20 protein-coding genes, 1 tRNA gene and 1 pseudogene are annotated in these 19,288 nt (G+C 34.1%); 6 read left to right on the forward strand and 16 right to left on the reverse strand.

Annotated elements, in window-relative coordinates:
• Positions 1 to 39: 39 nt before the first annotated feature.
• The 5 genes from AAGD89_RS04360 to AAGD89_RS04380 form a co-directional block, all read right to left on the reverse strand.
• Positions 40 to 1,074, reverse strand: a complete 1,035-nt coding sequence (locus AAGD89_RS04360; protein WP_341807894.1) for a hypothetical protein — start codon at positions 1,072 to 1,074, stop codon at positions 40 to 42.
• A gap of 131 nt (positions 1,075 to 1,205) precedes the next feature.
• Positions 1,206 to 2,183: a quinone oxidoreductase gene (locus AAGD89_RS04365; RefSeq protein ID WP_341807895.1), complete on the reverse strand. Its 978-nt coding sequence runs from the start codon at positions 2,181 to 2,183 to the stop codon at positions 1,206 to 1,208.
• Between the two features lie 19 nt (positions 2,184 to 2,202).
• A complete protein-coding gene (locus AAGD89_RS04370) occupies positions 2,203 to 3,663 on the reverse strand; it encodes a leucyl aminopeptidase (RefSeq protein ID WP_341807897.1) in 1,461 nt (486 codons plus the stop codon).
• Positions 3,664 to 3,725: 62 nt separating this feature from the next.
• Positions 3,726 to 4,376 carry a protocatechuate 3,4-dioxygenase gene (locus tag AAGD89_RS04375; RefSeq protein ID WP_341808922.1) on the reverse strand — a complete coding sequence of 217 codons (651 nt, stop codon included), beginning with the start codon at positions 4,374 to 4,376 and terminating at the stop codon, positions 3,726 to 3,728.
• A 217-nt stretch (positions 4,377 to 4,593) separates the two neighbouring features.
• Positions 4,594 to 4,667 (reverse strand) — tRNA-Pro (locus AAGD89_RS04380).
• A 132-nt stretch (positions 4,668 to 4,799) separates the two neighbouring features.
• Between AAGD89_RS04380 and AAGD89_RS04385 the strand changes: the two genes are divergently transcribed.
• Together AAGD89_RS04385 and AAGD89_RS04390 are read left to right on the forward strand one after the other, a co-directional pair.
• Positions 4,800 to 7,106 (forward strand): AAA family ATPase, encoded by a 2,307-nt coding sequence (locus AAGD89_RS04385; RefSeq protein WP_341807898.1) that lies wholly within the window; start codon positions 4,800 to 4,802, stop codon positions 7,104 to 7,106.
• A gap of 80 nt (positions 7,107 to 7,186) precedes the next feature.
• The gene (locus tag AAGD89_RS04390) at positions 7,187 to 8,230 is read left to right on the forward strand and encodes a molecular chaperone DnaJ (RefSeq protein ID WP_341807899.1); all 1,044 of its coding nucleotides are present in this window, start codon (positions 7,187 to 7,189) and stop codon (positions 8,228 to 8,230) included.
• A gap of 110 nt (positions 8,231 to 8,340) precedes the next feature.
• Here the strand turns inward: AAGD89_RS04390 and AAGD89_RS04395 are convergent, their stop codons facing one another.
• The 3 genes from AAGD89_RS04395 to AAGD89_RS04405 all read right to left on the reverse strand — a co-directional run bounded on the left by AAGD89_RS04395 (position 8,341) and on the right by AAGD89_RS04405 (position 10,075).
• The gene (locus AAGD89_RS04395; RefSeq protein WP_341807900.1) at positions 8,341 to 8,988 is read right to left on the reverse strand and encodes an SURF1 family protein; all 648 of its coding nucleotides are present in this window, start codon (positions 8,986 to 8,988) and stop codon (positions 8,341 to 8,343) included.
• A gap of 1 nt (position 8,989) precedes the next feature.
• The gene (gene bfr / locus AAGD89_RS04400) at positions 8,990 to 9,466 is read right to left on the reverse strand and encodes a bacterioferritin (RefSeq protein WP_341807901.1); all 477 of its coding nucleotides are present in this window, start codon (positions 9,464 to 9,466) and stop codon (positions 8,990 to 8,992) included.
• Positions 9,467 to 9,601: 135 nt separating this feature from the next.
• Positions 9,602 to 10,075: a hypothetical protein gene (locus AAGD89_RS04405; RefSeq protein WP_341807902.1), complete on the reverse strand. Its 474-nt coding sequence runs from the start codon at positions 10,073 to 10,075 to the stop codon at positions 9,602 to 9,604.
• Positions 10,076 to 10,415: 340 nt separating this feature from the next.
• Here AAGD89_RS04405 and AAGD89_RS04410 point away from each other — a divergent pair, with 340 nt between their 5' ends.
• Complete coding sequence (locus tag AAGD89_RS04410) at positions 10,416 to 10,649, forward strand: hypothetical protein (RefSeq protein WP_341807903.1); 234 nt, start codon at positions 10,416 to 10,418, stop codon at positions 10,647 to 10,649.
• 109 nt (positions 10,650 to 10,758) lie between these two features.
• Here AAGD89_RS04410 and AAGD89_RS04415 read toward each other — a convergent pair whose 3' ends face one another.
• Both AAGD89_RS04415 and AAGD89_RS04420 read right to left on the reverse strand, forming a co-directional pair.
• The gene (locus tag AAGD89_RS04415; protein WP_341807904.1) at positions 10,759 to 11,265 is read right to left on the reverse strand and encodes a phage major tail tube protein; all 507 of its coding nucleotides are present in this window, start codon (positions 11,263 to 11,265) and stop codon (positions 10,759 to 10,761) included.
• A gap of 12 nt (positions 11,266 to 11,277) precedes the next feature.
• A complete protein-coding gene (locus AAGD89_RS04420; RefSeq protein WP_341807905.1) occupies positions 11,278 to 11,556 on the reverse strand; it encodes a hypothetical protein in 279 nt (92 codons plus the stop codon).
• Between the two features lie 218 nt (positions 11,557 to 11,774).
• Between AAGD89_RS04420 and AAGD89_RS04425 the strand changes: the two genes are divergently transcribed.
• The 3 genes from AAGD89_RS04425 to AAGD89_RS04435 all read left to right on the forward strand — a co-directional run bounded on the left by AAGD89_RS04425 (position 11,775) and on the right by AAGD89_RS04435 (position 13,225).
• Entirely contained in the window at positions 11,775 to 12,233 is a 459-nt protein-coding gene (locus AAGD89_RS04425; protein WP_341807906.1) for a hypothetical protein, read from the forward strand.
• Positions 12,234 to 12,456: 223 nt separating this feature from the next.
• Positions 12,457 to 12,870 carry a hypothetical protein gene (locus tag AAGD89_RS04430; RefSeq protein WP_341807907.1) on the forward strand — a complete coding sequence of 138 codons (414 nt, stop codon included), beginning with the start codon at positions 12,457 to 12,459 and terminating at the stop codon, positions 12,868 to 12,870.
• A 7-nt stretch (positions 12,871 to 12,877) separates the two neighbouring features.
• A complete protein-coding gene (locus AAGD89_RS04435) occupies positions 12,878 to 13,225 on the forward strand; it encodes a DUF721 domain-containing protein (RefSeq protein ID WP_341807908.1) in 348 nt (115 codons plus the stop codon).
• A gap of 57 nt (positions 13,226 to 13,282) precedes the next feature.
• Here AAGD89_RS04435 and rho read toward each other — a convergent pair whose 3' ends face one another.
• From rho to AAGD89_RS04465, 6 genes and pseudogenes are all read right to left on the reverse strand, one after another.
• Positions 13,283 to 14,701 (reverse strand): transcription termination factor Rho, encoded by a 1,419-nt coding sequence (gene rho / locus AAGD89_RS04440; RefSeq protein WP_341807909.1) that lies wholly within the window; start codon positions 14,699 to 14,701, stop codon positions 13,283 to 13,285.
• Positions 14,702 to 14,969: 268 nt separating this feature from the next.
• On the reverse strand, positions 14,970 to 15,725 hold the full coding sequence (gene surE / locus AAGD89_RS04445) for a 5'/3'-nucleotidase SurE (protein WP_341808923.1): 756 nt from the start codon (positions 15,723 to 15,725) through the stop codon (positions 14,970 to 14,972).
• 167 nt (positions 15,726 to 15,892) lie between these two features.
• Positions 15,893 to 16,390, reverse strand: coding sequence for an invasion associated locus B family protein (locus tag AAGD89_RS04450; protein WP_341808924.1), 498 nt, complete (start codon positions 16,388 to 16,390; stop codon positions 15,893 to 15,895).
• On the reverse strand, positions 16,383 to 17,276 hold the full coding sequence (locus AAGD89_RS04455; protein WP_341807910.1) for an RNA polymerase factor sigma-32: 894 nt from the start codon (positions 17,274 to 17,276) through the stop codon (positions 16,383 to 16,385). The genes AAGD89_RS04450 and AAGD89_RS04455 overlap by 8 nt, the downstream gene beginning before the upstream one ends.
• Positions 17,277 to 17,381: 105 nt before the next feature.
• Positions 17,382 to 17,675 carry a P44/Msp2 family outer membrane protein gene (locus tag AAGD89_RS04460; RefSeq protein ID WP_341807911.1) on the reverse strand — a complete coding sequence of 98 codons (294 nt, stop codon included), beginning with the start codon at positions 17,673 to 17,675 and terminating at the stop codon, positions 17,382 to 17,384.
• Positions 17,676 to 17,991: 316 nt separating this feature from the next.
• Positions 17,992 to 19,278, reverse strand: a pseudogene (locus AAGD89_RS04465) (IS4 family transposase).
• Positions 19,279 to 19,288: the final 10 nt, after the last annotated feature.

Consider the following 19,288-nt stretch of genomic DNA (forward strand, 5'->3'; position numbering starts at 1 on the left):
TATTGCGATATTACCTATATTATACCTAAAATGAATTCATTAACCCAAGGCTTTTTCCTTATGATGATTTCCGATTGTTAAATTTTCCACGGCTGTAGTGCAATGTTCAAGATCGTAATCGATACTAAAGGGGTTTTTTGGGTTGTGTCTCCAATCACCACCATCATCTACTTTCTGTGAACCATTAGCGCTAACTGACTTACTCTTTGATTCTAGATTCCTTAATCCGCTATTACTTATAATTACAAGACTTACGATACTTACAACAGTTATAACACATTCATCAGATTTACTCTTTTCTGAAACATGTCCCATAATATCTTGAGTATGTATTGGTGATTTGCTCAATACAGAAAAAACTGTCAACGCAACCATAGGTGCTAAAGCAACAGCTAATAATGTGCTGCTGGAAATACCGAGTAAACTACTAACACTGTTGGTAAGTTCAAGCATAGTGGGCAAGAGCTGTTGGCCTTTTATCAATGCCTCTATAGCAAGACCGCAACTTAGCATGACAATTCCAGCTATCATGCTGCAAAGTATTGCTTTTGTAGATACGTAAACTATTTCTTTTAGAATGCCAAGTTTATCTTCTTGGCTGTCAAAGTTAAACTCACGTGAATGGTGGTGATCTAACTCTAAAGGAGTTATAGACAAAACACTATTGTTCATCACAGAAGGAACCAAAAAGGTAGCTACTGGTTGACTGTTTATCAACTCACTAGAGTTTATAATATCATAGTCAGGCAGTTCAGTACCAGCTGCAAGAGTGGATAATGGTACATCTGAAGCTGTAGAAGCATTGCCTTGTGTGGAAGAGCTACTATTTTGACTGCTACTTTTCTGATTGAATAATTTCTCATAAATTAGAATCAAAAATAACAACAATACGCCTGTTATAGATAAGACTTTTATTTCAGGAGAAAAAGACATAATGGAATTGATAAACTCTTCCGCTCCTGCAGGGTTATTAATTGCAGAATATCCAAACGTATAGAGAATAAACATAAGAAATAGGCTAAAATAGCTTTTAACCATAGAATATAGATTTATTTTCTTACTAAATTGCCGCATCTCTTAACCTCTTACACTATTTCAACTAAAAATTGATAATATACTCTAAACTCCCATAAAAAGAGAATTAAAGCATACGATATTGTAGCCGGTGTAATTTAATAAATAGTTAATTTAACTTGATAATTTATTTAAGAAATCTTGATAATATTTAACCCACTCACTTTTCTATTTTCCATATCATGGTGAGCTTGAATTATTTCATCAAATTTATACCTTTTATTAATCCGTACAGTTAAGAGTTTTTTTCTTAGCATTTCAAAGATTTCCATCGCAGTGAGCACTAATGTGAATCTATGACGCTTATAGTGGTATATTGAGGTACCAGTTGCAAACAATGAACGTGAACTAAGTAAAGAAAAGCTCACGGGAGCACTACCTGATATTTGTCCATAGGAAACATATATGCCAAACCTGCATAAAGATTCAAAAGAAACTTTGCCTGTAGCGTGACCTATAGGATCATACACTGCCCCTACCCCTTTGCCCTCTGTAATTTCCATGATTTTAGAAACGAAATCCTTATCATTATGGTTTATTGCATATGTGCAGCCATTTTGTAAAGCTATCTTCATTTTTTCGTCAGAGCTTACAGAGCCTATCACTATACCCTTTTTCTCCTTTGCCCATTGACATATTATTTGTCCTAAACCACCGTTAGCTCCATGAACTAGCACAAAAGCACCAGGCTTTACTTTATAAGATTGGTTAATCAAATAGTGAGCTGTCATACCTTTAAACAGCACTGCAGCTACCATTTCATCAGGTATTTCATCTGGAATTTTTATCAGATATTTCTGGTGTATAATGCGCTTTTCACAATATGCACCTGGAGGGGCCGTGCAATATGCAACTCTACCTCCAATTTTTAAACCATCACCTATTTTTTTACCAAGCTTTTCAACAACTCCAACTGCTTCCACTCCAAGAACTGCTGGTAGATCTTTAATTTTACGAATACCTTTTCTATGCTCAACATCATAACGATTTAAGCCAATAACTGTATGACGTACCAAAACCTCTTCGCTTTTTGGCTCACCTATATCTCTATTTACAAATTCTAATACTTCCGGTCCTCCAGTCTTTTTGATGAGTACAGTTTTAACCATTTGCTTAATATCGCATTAATTATTTTGTTTCGTAATATTTTTCAACTAGTTTATTGAGTAATCTTATACCAAACCCCACCGCTCCTTTTGGACAAATATCAGTACCTTTTTCATGCCATGCAGAACCTGCAATGTCCAAATGTGCCCAACAAACATCATTTACAAAACGTTGTAAAAACTGTGCAGCCATTATGCTATCTCCACCAGAACCTGCAGGAGCGATGTTTTGGACATCAGCAATAGGTGAATCAATAATTTTATCGTACGCTTCATTCATAGGAAAACGCCACAATTTTTCATTTACTTCATTTCCTGCATCAATCAGATGGTTGGCTAATTCATCATTATTTGAAAAAAGACCAGCATATTCGTTATTACCAAGTGCAACAACGATTGCACCAGTTAAGGTTGCAAGATCAATCATGAATTTCGGTGAAAATCTCTTTTGTGTATACCAAAGAGCATCCGCAAGTATTAATCTTCCTTCCGCATCAGTGTTTAACACTTCTATTGTCTGCCCAGACATTGAAGTGACTACATCGCTTGGTCTTTGAGCATTACCACCCACAGCATTTTCTGCAAGCGCAACTACACCAATAGCATTTATTTTTGCTTTTCGTCCAGCCAAAGCGTGCATAACACCAACCACAGCAGCAGAGCCTGCCATATCATATTTCATTGATTCCATACCGCGTGAAGGCTTGAGTGATACTCCGCCAGTATCAAATGTTATACCTTTGCCAACAAAAGCAATTGGTTTTTGTTCTTTAGCAGCTCCATTCCATTTTATGATTACTAATTTTGGCTCTTTGCTGCTTCCTTGTGCCACTCCAAGTAAAGCCCCCATGTTTTCTTTTTCGATTTGCTTTTTATCTAGCACTTCAACTTCAAGGCCTAATTTGGTGAGTTCGCTCTTAATACTATCAGCATAAGATTCTGGATACAGAATATTAGGAGGCTCTGTAACAAAAGAACGCGCGAGGAATATGCCCTCACCTTCTTGCCTTAGACGTTCAAATAATTTTTCAGCGCTGCTTAATTGCTCATCTTTTGCTAACACTGTGATTTCTTCCACCTCTGTGATCTTTTCATCCTTTTTAGTCTTGTATTTATCAAATTTAAAGCTACGTAAAAACGCACCATATGCAATATTTGCTGCACTATCTTCAATTAAAACAGCTGCTTTCTTGATCTTGAGTCTGCTTAACTCACAATATATTTTACCACCAATGTTTAACGCTTTATTTTCATCCCATTCATCTTTTTTACCAAGTCCAACTACTATAACATTTTTTTCTCCTGATAAAGTTGTAGAAGAAAATTCACCAAAACTTCCATTAAAATCACTAAATTGCTTTATATTATCTATAATCTGCTTTCCTTGCAAAATTCCACATTCACTTATAGTTTCACTACCTTCAAATAAACCTGTGACTACTGTTTTAAAATCAGATGAAATTTTAGAAATTTTGATCTTCATTGCTTATAGCTCCATATTTAATTACGGGTAATGTTTACCAGATTGGCCGAAAAATACAAGTTTTATTTCTTACCAGAGAATTTATTATACCCACCCAAGGTAATATTAAACGTATAGGTTTTTATGACTTGATCATTATAGGTAAACGGTGCTATTAGAAGACTTGCAAGCCCGCTATCAACGAAATCTTCAAGAACAGGATCAGCACAATTGTCACAATTATATTCACTAAAAAACATTTGTGTTGTAAATTCTGGAAAATCTGGATGTTGAACTAAAAAGTTAACATGTGGTGCCCTATCGTCACTTCTGCCTGGCATGATCGTAATAAAACTATAATAGCCAAGATTATTCGCTATAGATCTTCCTGACCCAGCAAAATCTGAATCTAGTTGATTATCCTCTATACCCTCATCATAGTGATTCATTCCAAATGCATTTGCATGCCATATAGAAATTGCAGCATTTTGTATTGGTAAGCAGTTTATATCAGTAATTCTACCTACTATATGTATTAATTCCCCAGCTGCACTGTTTGGAGAACCAGGCTTTCTCCTTAAATTATTTGAAGGGTTAAAAATTTTTGGCCTTGCATCAAGTTCATATATCTCTGGGGTTTCAATGCAGTTGAGTAAAATAGGGTCAGCTGCAAATAATGGCAGACTACACATAACTTGCACTAAAAATAGTAATAATATGTTTTTTACATTCATTTCATTTGCGATACTTTTATTCACATTATAGCAGCTTTTTTCTTTTGTTAAAGATCAGACTTTTTGCTGTTATCTCAGTACACCACTTTATTTTCATGAGGTTATAAATTGTGATAGAAAACTCAATACCAGCTTGCAAGTGGTCGTTTAGCTTCTGTACGTCCAAGAGATGCTGCCTCTGAAAGTGTACAGCTAACATATGAAAGCGTTTACTAAATCGGGGCGGAGAGATTTGAACTCCCGACCCTTTGGTCCCAAACCAAATGCGCTACCAGGCTGCGCTACGCCCCGAATGCTTTATCAGAGTATCAATAATTCATAAAAAATGCAAGGCCAATTTATTTACTGAGCACAAACTACTCAATTTCAGTTTTTTTAATAATTGTGTGCTATTTATAAGTTTCTACTTTAAGAGAATAATAAATGATTTCTAAAAACTTAGAGGCAAGTCTAAACAGAGCATTATTAATCGCTTCTAGTTTTAATCTTAAGTATGCAAAAGTAGAGCATTTGCTGCTTGCATTAACTAAAGATGCTGATGTGAATTATGCTTTGTTAAAATGTAATATCAGAGCTGATGAAATTATAAACATAGATAATATCTTACTCAGGTGTGATATCAAAATTAATGATTATAGCAAAAATATAAAAGATTTTTTACAAAACAACTCTAAATTGGTTGTGAGTGAGATCAAACCGAGCTCAATGTTTCAATGCATAATACATAGAGCGATAATTCGTGCGCATAGTCTTGGTAAAAGAGAAATTAATGGGGCAAATATTCTAGTAGAAATCTTATCTGAACAAGACTCATACATTGAAGATTTATTGGAAAAACAAAATGCGAAAGATTGTAACTTAATTTACCATATATCTAATATGGGATATTTCCATGATACGGATGAATATACGACTAATCGTAAAGTAAAATTTGATAAAAATAATGATATTTCTCCTGCAATAAACAAAAACGAACTATTAAAAGATGAAGAAGTTTTACAAAGTTATTGTAAAAATTTAAATGATTATGCGCAGAATAAAAAAATAGATTATGTTATTGGTCGTGATTACGAATTAACTCGTACTATAGAAATATTACTCAGACGTAGAAAGAACAATCCTTTATATGTTGGGGACCCAGGCGTTGGCAAAACAACAATAGTTGAGGGTTTAGTAATAAAAATCATTGAAGGTAATGTTCCAAGTATGCTCAAATCCAGTGTAATTTATTCTTTGGACTTAGGATCACTGCTTGCAGGAACACGTTATAGAGGCGATTTTGAAGAGAGAATAAAGTCTATAATCAAAGCAATTGAAGCAAAACCAGGTGCTATTCTTTTTATTGATGAAATACACACCATCATTGGAGCTGGTTCAACAAGTGGCAGTTTTCTTGACGCAGGTAATTTACTCAAACCTGCACTTGCAAGAGGAACGCTCCGTTGTATAGGTGCAACCACCTATAGAGAATATAGCAGTAGTTTTGAAAAAGATAAGGCACTAGCAAGAAGATTTCAAAAAATTAATGTTAAAGAGTCTTCTGTAAATGAAACAATAAAGATATTGGACGGCATAAAACACTATTATGAAGGATATCATGGAGTGTATTATACAAAGCATGCTATTAAATCTGCAGCTGAACTTTCATACAAGTATATTACTGGGCGAATATTACCTGATAAAGCAGTTGACGTTATCGATGAAGCAGGTGCACATTGTAAATTGCTAAAAAACAGACGTAAAATTATAAATAGTAGAGATATTAAAAATACTATTACTAGAATTACGAATGTGCCTTGCGGTTCTGAATTTGATGATATGCAAAAGGTAAGGCTTTTAAAAGAGAATCTGGAAAAGGTTATCTTCGGTCAAGGACAAGCGATAGAATCTCTTGTTAATTCTATTAAAATTGCTAAGTCTGGATTGAGAAATTATGATAAACCCTTGGCAAATTATCTTTTTGCAGGACCAACTGGAGTTGGTAAAACTGAGCTTGCAAAACAATTAGCAAAAAGTATGAGTATGAATTTTATACGCTTTGATATGTCTGAGTATATGGAATCCCATACAATATCCAGAATGATTGGCTCTCCTCCTGGGTATGTAGGTTATGATCAAGGTGGATTACTTACAGAGTCTGTATCTAATAATCAATATAGCGTTGTACTTCTTGATGAAATTGAAAAAGCTCATAGTGATATTTACAATATATTATTACAAATTATGGATTATGGCTGTGTTACAGACGCTTATGGACGTAAAGTTAATTTTTCCAATACAATTTTAATTATGACAACCAACGCAGGAGCATTTGAGCGTAGCAAAAGTTCAGTTGGCTTTGGAAATAAGGATTTTAGTACTAGCGATAGTGAAAAAGCAGTAGAACAAGTTTTTAGTCCTGAATTTCGCAATCGCCTTGATGCTATTATCTCGTTTTTTGACTTGGATGCAGATGTGATTTTACACATCGTGGATAAATTTATTCTGGAACTAAAAAAACAACTTGTACAAAAGGGCATAAACTGCTCAGTAGAGGAAGAAGTAAAATCTTATCTTGCGCAAATGGGTTATAATAAGGAAATGGGTGCACGTCCGATAGAAAGAACGATTGAAAAAGAAATAAAAGGTTACTTAGCCGAAGAGATACTAAATCGCAGATTAATAAAAGGAAAAAAAATAAGAATTTATATGGACAAAGCAGAAAATAAAATTGCTTTTGATATAGCTTAAAATCCTTGCTTGTACGCTAACTTGCTATTTACACTACAATTAGTTATACTTTATTAATAATTATGAAATAGATAAAGTTAATGGGTAAATTTTTAACAAGAGGGCAACTCTATCATGTTTATTACTGTGGAGGTAAATCTTTCCGTTTACTGGATTTATTTTCAAGTTTAGGAATTGACGAAAAAACAATACAAAAAGAAGTAATCAGTCACGAATTTGATGAGATACTTGATCTGGTTGGTAAACGTTTTAGAACATTGTCACGCAAGTGCCACCCTGATAAAGAAAATGATGCAGTTAAGAAAAAGATAGCTGAGGAGGAATTTAAGAAACTTAGTGCAGATAAAAAAAAGCTAGAAGAATCTCTTGATAATTTAAAAAATTTAGAAGAAGGACAGCATTTCACTACCTCAACAGAACAATGGGAAAATCAAACAAAAACAGAGGAAATATTATCACATAGACGTACTGTTTTAATTAGAGCATTATTATGTTTTACGTTAGTAAGTATAGTGCTTAATCCAGTATCAGAAGTTGAATTTTGTTTATTTCAACTTGCTGCTAATGGTTCAGTGCAAAATATTGCTTATCAATTTTATGCATTTACCACAGGGATTTGGCCATGGTTATTTATTTTATCCTCATGCGTAGTTTTTGCCATAGCTTATAAAAAAGCGAAGGAAGGAGGCTCACTAGAAGAAAATAATGATAATTTGAATAGAAGAATGAATGATCTTAATGCAGTTAACAACTGTGTGATTTGTATTGCATCAATATTTGCTGTATGCAGTTTAGTATCAGAAGTAGCACAAAATGGATGGTCTGCTCAATATGGAGCAATATTGGTAGCAAATTTAGCATTGGACTTATTGCTTCTTGTTTTACTTAAAACTTTCATAGAAGCATCTGAACTGTACAGCAAACACTGCATTAAGCGTTTATATGAACAAGATGCAAAATTTAGCTATGAAGGAGAGCTTGCATGGTATGATCCTTGTAGAATATTTATGCCATTAGCTCTTCTTGTTATTAGACTGCTTTATGGAGATTTTATTCAAGAAAAGCCGCAGCAGCATGCTGACAAACCTGAAGTTACACCTGTAAGTGTAGGGCAAGGAATATAAAAAGGACTCCATGAGCAAAGAAAAAAAGAAAGAAATTCAAATAATATCTCATAGGCTATTTACATATTGATATTGCAGAAGTCAGAACAATTCAGTTTAGCATGCCATGTCTACTTACTTTTGCTACCACCCGAATGAATACTTAGGTTTTGCCTGTAATAGACTACACACATAATTGACAAAATTAAGGAGAGTGCAAACCAAGTTATTGCATATTCCAAATGCTTTAATGGTTCTATAGTTAATTTACCGCCGAGATCCTCCTGCCATAGTATGCACTTCTCTAGTTTAATATTGAGTTCGTTAGAAATTTCTTCTGTACTCAAGGTAAACCACATATTGGAAGAGGTATCGTTTTTGATAAACCAACTTTTGCTTTTATTGCTGTCGCAATATAAAGTTCCACTTACAATTACTTTTTCAATTTTTGTTTCTTTTGCTTCCCTTTCTTTTTTTTCGCTGATTATTCCTTTATTTACTAGCATGTAATGTCCAGTATTAAGTAGCATAGGTGACAGAACATGATACCCTCGTTGCCCAGCAAAAACATATAGTTCTATGTCACTTAACACTCCATCAATTTTGACGTGCCTATAATTGAATTTTTTAAGATCATTATCGCGTGAAAGATACACAACTGGAAGTCTCATGCTTTTGATAATATTATTCTTCCAGTTCAGCCTAAACAACTGCCATAACCCTAGTAAAAAAAAGAGCAAGCAAGGTATAATAAAAATAAAGATCGTTTTCTTTAGCACTCTATATTTGTTTTCTTAAATAATTTTCAACACCCATTAGTCCAATAATATCAATCTGTTGCTCAATCCAATGGAAATGCTCTTCTTCATTTTTGAGCAGCTCTTCAAGTAACATCACACTCACAAAATCCTTTTCTTTTTCAGCAGCAGAAATTGCCTCTCTGATGTCTTCTATACCTTTTTCCTCTAATTTTAAATTAGCCTCTAATACTTCTTTTATCGTATTTTTTGTAAATTTTCCATCATACTTTGATATTTCATTTGTATCCTGAAAATTTGGTATACCTTTGAGCAAGAAAATTCTTTGCGCCAATTTACTTACATGTTCAAGCTCTTCAGTGAGTTCATTTTTCATCTTTTCTGCAAATCTATTAATTCCATTGTTTTGGAAAATCGAAAAATGCAAAAGATACTGACGCACAGAAGTCAATTCATTTGTCAATAATTTATTTAAATGCTTTACTATTTCTCCACTCATAATCTTCCTTTAATTTAACTTATAAGTATAATCTATACGACAATGATGGTTATAGCAACAAACTTCGTACTGCTCATTTCTACTTTTTCTTGGTAAGGTCAGAGTGGAGCTTAACATTTGTTCTGAACTAGCTTACTACTTGATGGGAGAAATATTAGTAGCCTGCACTCTTACTTCGCTTAACGAGTCTGGGTGCTCTTTTTCTGGATACAAACGGTCAATTGCTTTTTCAACTAAGTATTCCATGAAAAGCGCTGCTAACATTGTTATAGCACCTATTGCTGCAGATGTTAAAGCTCCTGGCCACCCTGATAACGTAGCATTAGGAAAGACAGCATTTGCAATTTGATTGAGAATAACTGCCGTTCCAAAGGCAAGAATCATTATTACAATTCCAGCAAAGGCGAACCAATCTTTCTCTGTATCAGTAGTATTTTCTGTAATGCTGGACATAATCAACATTGTCATTAAAGTGCCAATAGCCCCACCAGTAATTGCACTAGCGATTGTATATGGACCTGTAAAGCTCACCAAACACCATGAAAAGGTCCCTACCACAACACCAATTCCCAATGCTGCCGCTAACCCTTTTAATTTATCTTTACACATAATACATCACCTCGTTTATTAAATGAGGAATGTAATATAATTTACCATAAGATGTCAATAGTATTTTCCAAATTACCGAGCTTGATACAGTTAAACGTTTCAAAAGACTAATTTATGGATTTAAGAACATACAAGTTATTATGAGGACTATATTAATTCAGGGGAGAGTAGACCGGTGGAACTTCCCCACCAGTCTACTCTCCCGATGTAAACGGTTACTTACTACTTACTTCTTCCCACTCTGCTAAGCAGATAAGAAATTATATATTTCATATTAATTATAATATAATTAACAATTATTATATATAATTAAGCATATTTACAATGAATGGAGTTGAAGATGGTACAAGGTGGCGCAGGAAGTACTGGTGCAACAAAGACAGGCAATAATGAAAGATTTGCTAGGGAATGGAATTCTTATATAAAAATTTTCTTTGATAGATTGTATGATCAATATAAAAAGCCATATAAGGTTGCTTCTACTGCTGCAATGAGAAAATTTCTTATACTTGCTAACTCTTTAGTAAGAGATGGAAGGGTTTTTACCGAGGAATACATCCCTAAGTCTGCTTAGATCTAAATATTAGCAAATTAGTGTGGTTGTGGATAAGTGCGCTTACACAGACTTAAAGCACTTATACACATCCACACTAATTAAAAGAATTTGAGCTAAGAATTACAACTTAAATACCTAAAACTGTCTGCAGTAAGGCCATCTGATCAACACCGTTAATCCTCCGAATCATATTCTCGGCATCAATCTCGATAAGCTCATTACCACTGATAGTGAGTTTATAATAGTGAGCAGCCACAGTGCATTTAAGAGTGGTTTTTTCAGCAGGTTTCCAGCTACCAAAATCAAATTCTCTGAATATTCCCCTAAGATTTATCACCACTGCTTCAATATCATTATTACCACTTCCTTGCATTCCTCCACGAAGCGTTAAAGATACTGAGTTTCCATCTATTAAACCGAAGAGTCTAAATAGCTCTGTATCATATTCAGAAAAAGTAAACTCAGCTTCAAGCTTTTCCATGCCCATGTCAATGCTTATAGGAATATCCATTCCACCAGCTCTATACTCCTCTGTTTTAATGGTAAGTTTTGGCAGAGTGATCTCATCGATACGACCAGCATAACCACGACCATCAACGAATACGTTAAAATTCTTTAAGATTTTTGGCAACATCTTTTTATACCTTTAAAATAAGTGAAAATTATTTTCAGTATTTTTCATTTTTCTATTGACTTTTAACACAACTGCTTTTATGCGATACCAAGTATCGGTCATAGAACTACGAATTCGAGATAAGGAAGTTTTAAGACTATGTTCTAATCTATGTGAGAGGTCTAACTTTGTCTTCATTAGCATATCTACACTTATATCTTCTACCACAACCTGGTCAATTTCAGTGGTAGATGTTGCTGTAATATCTTGATTTGTTTTAATTACTTCTTTTTCCTTAGATGTACCAAACATATTAACTCCATTAATTAAATAATATAGTTAAATTATAAACCATACTATTTGGCGTACCATCGAATGTGATTTCTACTGTAAATAGAAGAATCGCGTGTTAATAGAAAATAAATATCTCATGCTATTTTTTGAATCCAATTTAAAGTTCACTCGGGTTAACAATAACTTAAACAATTTCAATTAAAACCAGGTAGAAATCAATTAATTACGGAGCAAAGATGGCAGCAAAAATTGAATTAAAAAAGCTTATTGGTATGAGTATAGTAGATGGTGCTACACAAACAGTGATAAATGAGTTCCCTTCTGATACCGCAGGGAACATTCCCAATATACACATTAAGAAATTAGTATTTGCAGGACAGGATTATAAAGGCATTCTAGATAACGAAGGAAAAGACGCAGCAACCGGAAAGCACACTGTTGGAACATTAGAGTTATGCTTAGAAAGGCCAGACAATTGCTTTAAAATTGAAGGCGTAAAAGTTAAAGGAACAAGTCACAAATATCATAAAAAAGGTGCAGAGATTGATATAACAGTAACAAGTCCAAAAATCACAGAAAAGGATAGTGGTTGGTTTACTACAGAGCTTACCGCTACACCTAACACACTGAAATTTGGTGAATGGAACGATTTTGATCTGTCTGATAAGTGCCATGTTAATATAGATTTTGCATAAAATACTGCTTTTTACGGTGTGAGGCTGGAGGGTTTTGTTGTTGTTCGATTAGCTATAGCTAACATCCTATAGCTTCACCACAGGATCAAGTGGAAAAATCTGGATCCCAGTATCAAGTACTGGGATGACAAGGGAAGGGCTGCTTTAATACCAGGAAAGTGTATACTGGATAACACGAAAAAATTGATTATTTATGTTGTGAAATTACAATATTGGATGTTTTATGTCTTTCAAATTACGCAATGTTTGTTTAATATTATCTGTAACCAGTTTATTTTCTGGTTGCTTTGCAACGATTTTTTCTGGTTCTACTCAGGAAATAAGAATTAAAGTGGTTGATAATAGAGATAATTTAGTTGAAGGAGTTAGGTGCGTTATACACAATCCATCTGGAGTAAGTCACTTTCTTCCTTCTAACCCCGGCGAAGTAATTGTTCAACGAGGTTCTGGCTTATTGTCTGTTGATTGCAGAAAGGCAGGTTACAGAAGATTAGATGTTATGGTAGGTGAAAGTTTTAATAAGGTTGCTTTGTTTAATATACTATGGTGGCCTGGTTTTGCTGTTGATGCAGTTACTGGGGCTTATAAAAAATATCCATCTCATTATCTCGTGGTTATGGAAGAATCTGATCAATAATAGAAAAATGCTCAAAACAAGCGGACCAAAAAAATTAAAGTCTATAATAGAAAATTATGCACTCAAATGCATGAAAAATAAGATCAGCAAAAATGAAATACGTCTTATTTTAAACTGGAGAAATATAGTTGGAGCGGAAATTGCAGAGTGTACAAAACCAAAAAAGATCTCGTACGCACAAAATATAAATTCTGGTGTATTACACCTTACAGTCACAAATGGTAGTAAAGCATTGGAAATTCAGCATATGATTTCTCTCATCATAGAAAAAATCACGATATTTTTTGGCTATAAAGCAGTATATGGTATAAAAATCAAACAAGAGAGTACTGACCCTCTTTCAAAATTTATTTAGAGCTGATAGCGGAACGAATCGTGATATAACAACAGGAAACCTTATCTCTATTCTATACTAGCTATTCATAGAGTTAAAAAAGTCAGCGTTACTCTTTGTCAAAAGCAATTTATCATGTAAAAACTCCATTGCTTCGATAGATCCCATAGGGTTAAGTATTCTGCGTAGTACCCATATTTTATTTAGTATAGCCTTATCAATTAATAACTCTTCTTTTCTAGTTCCAGATTTTGTAATATCAATAGCCGGAAATATTCGCTTATCAGCAAGTTTTCTATCAAGTATGATCTCAGCATTACCCGTACCTTTAAATTCTTCAAAAATAACCTCGTCCATTTTTGAACCAGTTTCTATTAGAGCTGTAGCAATTATTGTCAAAGATCCTCCATTTTCAATATTACGTGCTGCTCCAAAAAAACGTTTTGGCCTTTGTAGTGCATTTGAATCTACACCACCAGTTAACACTTTTCCAGATGAAGGAATAACTGCATTATAAGCACGTGCAAGACGAGTTATAGAGTCAAGCAAAATTACCACATCTTTTTTATGCTCAACCATTCTTTTAGCTTTTTCTATCACTATTTCAGCAAGCTGTACGTGACGGTAGGCAGGTTCATCAAATGTAGAGCTTACTACCTCACCCCTTACAGAGCGCATCATATCTGTTACTTCTTCAGGTCTTTCATCTATAAGTAATACTATTAATTCTACTTCAGGATGATTTATAGCTATAGAATGAGCCATTTGCTGAAGCAATATTGTTTTTCCCGTACGAGGTGGAGCAACTATTAATGCTCTTTGCCCCAGGCCAAGGGGCGCAACTATATCTATAGCGCGCATGTTTATATCTTTTTTGCTATCACCACTGTTGTTGTTTTCAAGGATTAGACTTTTTTCAGGATAAAGAGGAAGCAAATTATCAAAATGACCGTATTTCCTTAATTCATTTATCTCAGTAGAGTTTATACTTTGAACCTTAGTTAAAGTAAAATACCTTTCTTTATCACCAGGTGGCCTTAATTCTCCGCATACTATATCTCCTGTACGTAAACTAAATTTCTTTATTTGCCCATTGGAAACATAAACATCATCGGTACTGGGAGCATAATTTGCACTTGCTGAGCGTAAAAAACCAAAACCATCGGGTAATATTTCCACTACTCCACTTCCTGTAGTAATGCCTCCTTCTTCGCTCATTTTTTTCATTAAGCTGAATATCATTTCCTGTTTCAGCATTCGGCCATTACTCTTGCCGTTAGATGAAATTTTTCTTTCTTCAGTCAATTCTAACAGCTCTTCCACTGTTTTTCTTTTTAACTCGCTCAGATCTAATGTTTTTTTATTTTCCTCTGCACCTTCATGTACTATTTGTTTTGTCATATCGTTATTGGAAATCTGTTCACTTTTCTTTATTGATTCACGTCTAGCTGTAGTTTTTTTTTCATTTGCCAAAACATCTTCATTGATTGTCGTCATAGTCCTCCAAAAATTTTAATTGATGCCTGCTCACCCAAAATGTGACTATAAGTAATAAATTAAGCTGAGCTAAGTTTTTAGAGCGTGTTAAACCCAATCATTATACGGGCCACATACTTTACCTAAATTATATCAATAACTGCTCACAAGTCAAGTTAATTTAATATTAACAAGACCAAAAAAACAACTATGGATCAGCCAACAAAGGAAGTGCGGGAAATAGTAGGCTTTTTGGATGGCTAGCTCTTGATTTTTGCTCTTTTTTTGGTTAATTGTCTATTATAGAAGAAAACTTGTCTGCATAAGAATTTTTCATAGTACTTAGTGTATAATAATCTGTAAAATCTAATTTTACTGGAGTGATAGTAATAAATCCCTTTTTGATTTTACCAATACTCCCACTTCCAGAGTGCTCCCGAGACCAATTTAAATTAAAAGATCCATTAGAATTTTCAGTAAAAGTTAAATCACCATCAATGTCATACTCTCCTTGCTCAGCAAATTTTACTCCTTTGACTTTTTCTGTAGCAGGGAAATTTACACTCATTACGATGTTTTTAGGCCAACTAACCTCGACTAGCTTGGCAATAACTTTTTGTGCAAAAATATTTGTATTGTCCCAGCTTATCTCATTATGATACACTTGACTTAGTGCAATAGACGGTATAGATCTTGCAGCGCCTTCCATTGCAGCACCAATAGTGCCTGAATAGCAAACATCATCCCCAACGTTTGATCCGATATTTATTCCAGACAATATTAAATCTGGCTTTTTATCCATAATCTTATTGAGTGCAATAATGACACAATCTGCAGGAGTGCCAGAAACACTAAACTCTCTTTCACTATGTTGGTTTATTCGAATAGATTGCTTCACTGGATAATCAAGAGATCTTGCTGCTCCGCTCCTGTCGGTATCCGGTGCTACTACCCATATTTCGGTTGCAAGATCTGATGCAATCTCTTTCAGTAACTTTATTCCTTCACTTTCAAAACCGTCGTCATTTGTTATCAATACTATCATATAAAGAATTTCCTTATTCGGCTTATTATCGTACCACATCTAATTGAAAATAATAGTAAGCTTCTTTCGAAATTCGATTTCTGATGGCAATTTCGTTGCCGTTCTCGCCTATCCGTTCTAGCAATCCATATCCGAAGGTAAAGGAGTCACGCGAAGAAAGACGGGTTCTAATTCTTATGACATAAATCATGCATTTTTTGATATGCTTTTTGAAAACCAAGCAGAGAATAAGTATCATCAATAGTGGCTGCTTTTATTTTTCCATTAATCACCATTGATAGTCCTTGCTTCATCTTTAAAATTAGATCTTGGTCTATTTTTATATTTTCTGCCCATGCAAAATTTCCCTGTATTATGGACAATGTATATTTGATCCTTTTATCGATATTTAGATTCACAGGCTCCTTATCATATTGAAAACCAGAGGTGACACTTACTTCATCTGCTTTTTTATCAACATAACTGATCATGACATAAGGTTTGCGATTTGTTGTATAATGCTCGCTTTTTTTCTTAGGGTAAGATACAATGTAACACACCTTCTCCCCATCTTCCAGCGCAGTATACACAAGCCAATCTTTATATTTTTCCTTTAATTGCACATCGCCAACCGACGCAAAAGTACTGACTGAAAAAAATATTAAAAATAGAAAAACACTACGCATGTAAACCAAATTTCAAACTTTCAGACTGTATATATTGTTTTACCTTTCCCATTGACTGCTCAGCTAGCTGTCTTATTCTTTCTCTTGAAACAGAATATTTTTTACTAAGCTCATCTAAAGTGCGAGGACTACCAGACAAATATCTGCTAATAAAGATATCCCTTGCCCTATCGTTCAGACTTGCTAATGCATTGTTTAAAATCGTTTCTTTTAATTCTTTTTCTTCGTGATCTTGGCAAACTATTTCTTGGCTTACTGAGTTACATGGGATCATATCCTGTAGCTCTTTTTCAGAGTCATCACCTATTCTTACGCAGTCGTTTAGTGACTGATCCTTAGAAGCCAAACGGTAGGCCATTTGCACAACATCTTCTTCAGATACAGAAAGTTCGCTCGATATCGCTTTTATCTCTTCATTACTTAAAATTTCTCTATCCGTATACTGCAAAATTCTTTTTTTTATTTTACGTAAACTAAAAAACAGTCTCCTTTGTGCTTGCGTTGTACCTATTCTTACAAATGACCAAGACTTCAATACGAAATCTTTTATTGAAGCCTTAATCCACCACACCGCATAAGTTGAAAAGCGAAACCCTAAATCAGGATTAAACTTTTTTACTGCATGCATTAGGCCCATATTTCCTTCCATGACCAGGTCCATTAGCAGCAACCCATAATTTTTAAACTTCATTGCAATTTTTACTACCAAATTCAAATGGCTAGTAATTAGTTTATGAGCAGAAGAAACATCTTGATACTGATGCCAATTCTTTGCTAGTTGTATTTCTTCCTCCTGAGACAACATAGGAAACTTTTGCACTTTAGCAATGTATTGCATGAGATTAGTGCTGCTATCAACACATAAGCTTGCCATTGGGGTCAACATAACAACCTAACTAATAACTCTATATATATAGTTTATTAATTATCTAGCAAAAATTCAAGCTTTAATTTGAAAAAAATTGCAATTTGCTTCTATTTACTTGTGGTCTTACAAATTAAACTTCATTCCGAACTCTAGCCCATGGTCATGCCCTCCAAATTCTTTCAACAGACTATAGCCAGCAAAAACATTTGTTGTTGAAGAGAGTGGAAGGTTAAAACCAGAACTTATTTTATATGAGAAACTATATTTTAGACCATTAGCATCCTTATTTATATTAGAACCTACACCAGCACTAATATATGGAGTGATATCTGTGTTTATCAAATCATAATGATAATGTAAATTCACTAAAATTCCCCCCTGCAATTTTTGTTCAACTAAACCTTTAGGTGAAAGCATAGACTGAACTGAAATTTTTACGCTGTCTGTGTAATGGTAACCTATAGCATAACCAACATTACCAGCGCTGTATGATGGGGAAGTGTAGACTCCACTGCCATTAAGTTAAGGAAGGAATGGCTAAAAATTGAACAAAAAAGTTTGTAGTGATTAAGGAGTTATGGCAAATGCTAAAACAAAATAGAGCAAACTTTAAAGTAGATAAACTCTTAGATGTAAATTAGTTAAGAAATAGCTTATTTAAAAGTCATTTTACAGAAGATTTGACAAAAGTTGCTCCAGGAATACTGTCTTTCAGAAATGAGTAGGGTAGTATTCAAAATACGTGTTTTCTAGCCCTTTTTTGGTAATTGAGTGAACGAACATCAGATATCTTATGAAGATCAACTTTCCTCCCCTTCCTTACAACTAAAGTGTTTGTTAAAAATAACTTAGATAATTGCTCCATAACGCAATCCATGTCCGATTCTGTAGAAAAAATATCGAAAGCTAAGTTTTTAATTGCATTAAATGAAACAGATTTATTAATGCTTTTTTCAAGCTTACTATCAGCTAGGTCTGCATTCAATGCCTCTTCTACATCTTCTGTCATAATACTTTCTAGGTTGCTAATAAAAATGGTTGACCAAAAATCCTGCTTAATAGTTTCAACACTTTTACCTGTAAAATTCTCTAAGCCTAACCTTCCTTTGAGTTTAGAAAAAAATGTTTCTATTCCCCAACGTAAGTAGTATAACTCTTCAAATTCCTCAACCTTAAATTGCTGCTCATCTAATAATGATGTAATTAGCACTTCAATTTCACCAGAGGAAAGTATGATTTTAACTAGCCTAAATTCCATTTCATCAGGTAATCCTAGCTTTCTTAGCTGCCTTGCCACTTTAATAGGTGCAGTAGCTACTGCTATTGTACTAGAGGGACTGCCCGGCTTAAACATATCGTTTACTTCACTAAAAGATGAACTTGGACAACGAATTACATAATTAATTTTCCTTTCCGTAAGCTCGGCAATAAATCGATAAGATACATACCCTCTATCACAGATTAGTAAGTCATCTGAACTGAGGCCTTCAAGCATATCGGTTGCTAAATCAACTTCATAACTGTCACCTCTACTTAACACCGATTTTATTGCAATATTATTTAGCACATCATAACAAGCTTCAAAGGTTGCACTTGTATAATCTTCAAACCTCTGAACTCCATTCCATACTGCTCTTAAGCCAAACTACTCTATTACCTCATCACTTTTTGGTAGAATTAATATAGAAGCATCAAATGCAAGTACCCTGAAACCATGGTGAGTTTTAAACTCCTGATCCTGGTAATATAGGGAAACTACATCATCATTAAGTTCTGAAAATGCAGTATACTTTAGCTTCTGTCTTACTTGGGTAAAAGCACTTGCAGTAACTGTATAATCTCTCATCGTGTACAGAATAAATTCATTGAGCATCACTTGTAATGATTTCACACTTTTTCTGAAAATCAAAATGAATACATCAATAAAAGGCAATTTTCTTTTTCGTAGAAAGTCTTTTGGTGATACTTTGTGATCATTTATAAAGTTTAAACTTATCAATTTATTTTTTATGAATTCGATTATTGTTTTT

Origin of the sequence: Wolbachia endosymbiont (group E) of Neria commutata (assembly GCF_964026735.1) — a bacterium.
Lineage (GTDB): Bacteria > Pseudomonadota > Alphaproteobacteria > Rickettsiales > Anaplasmataceae > Wolbachia.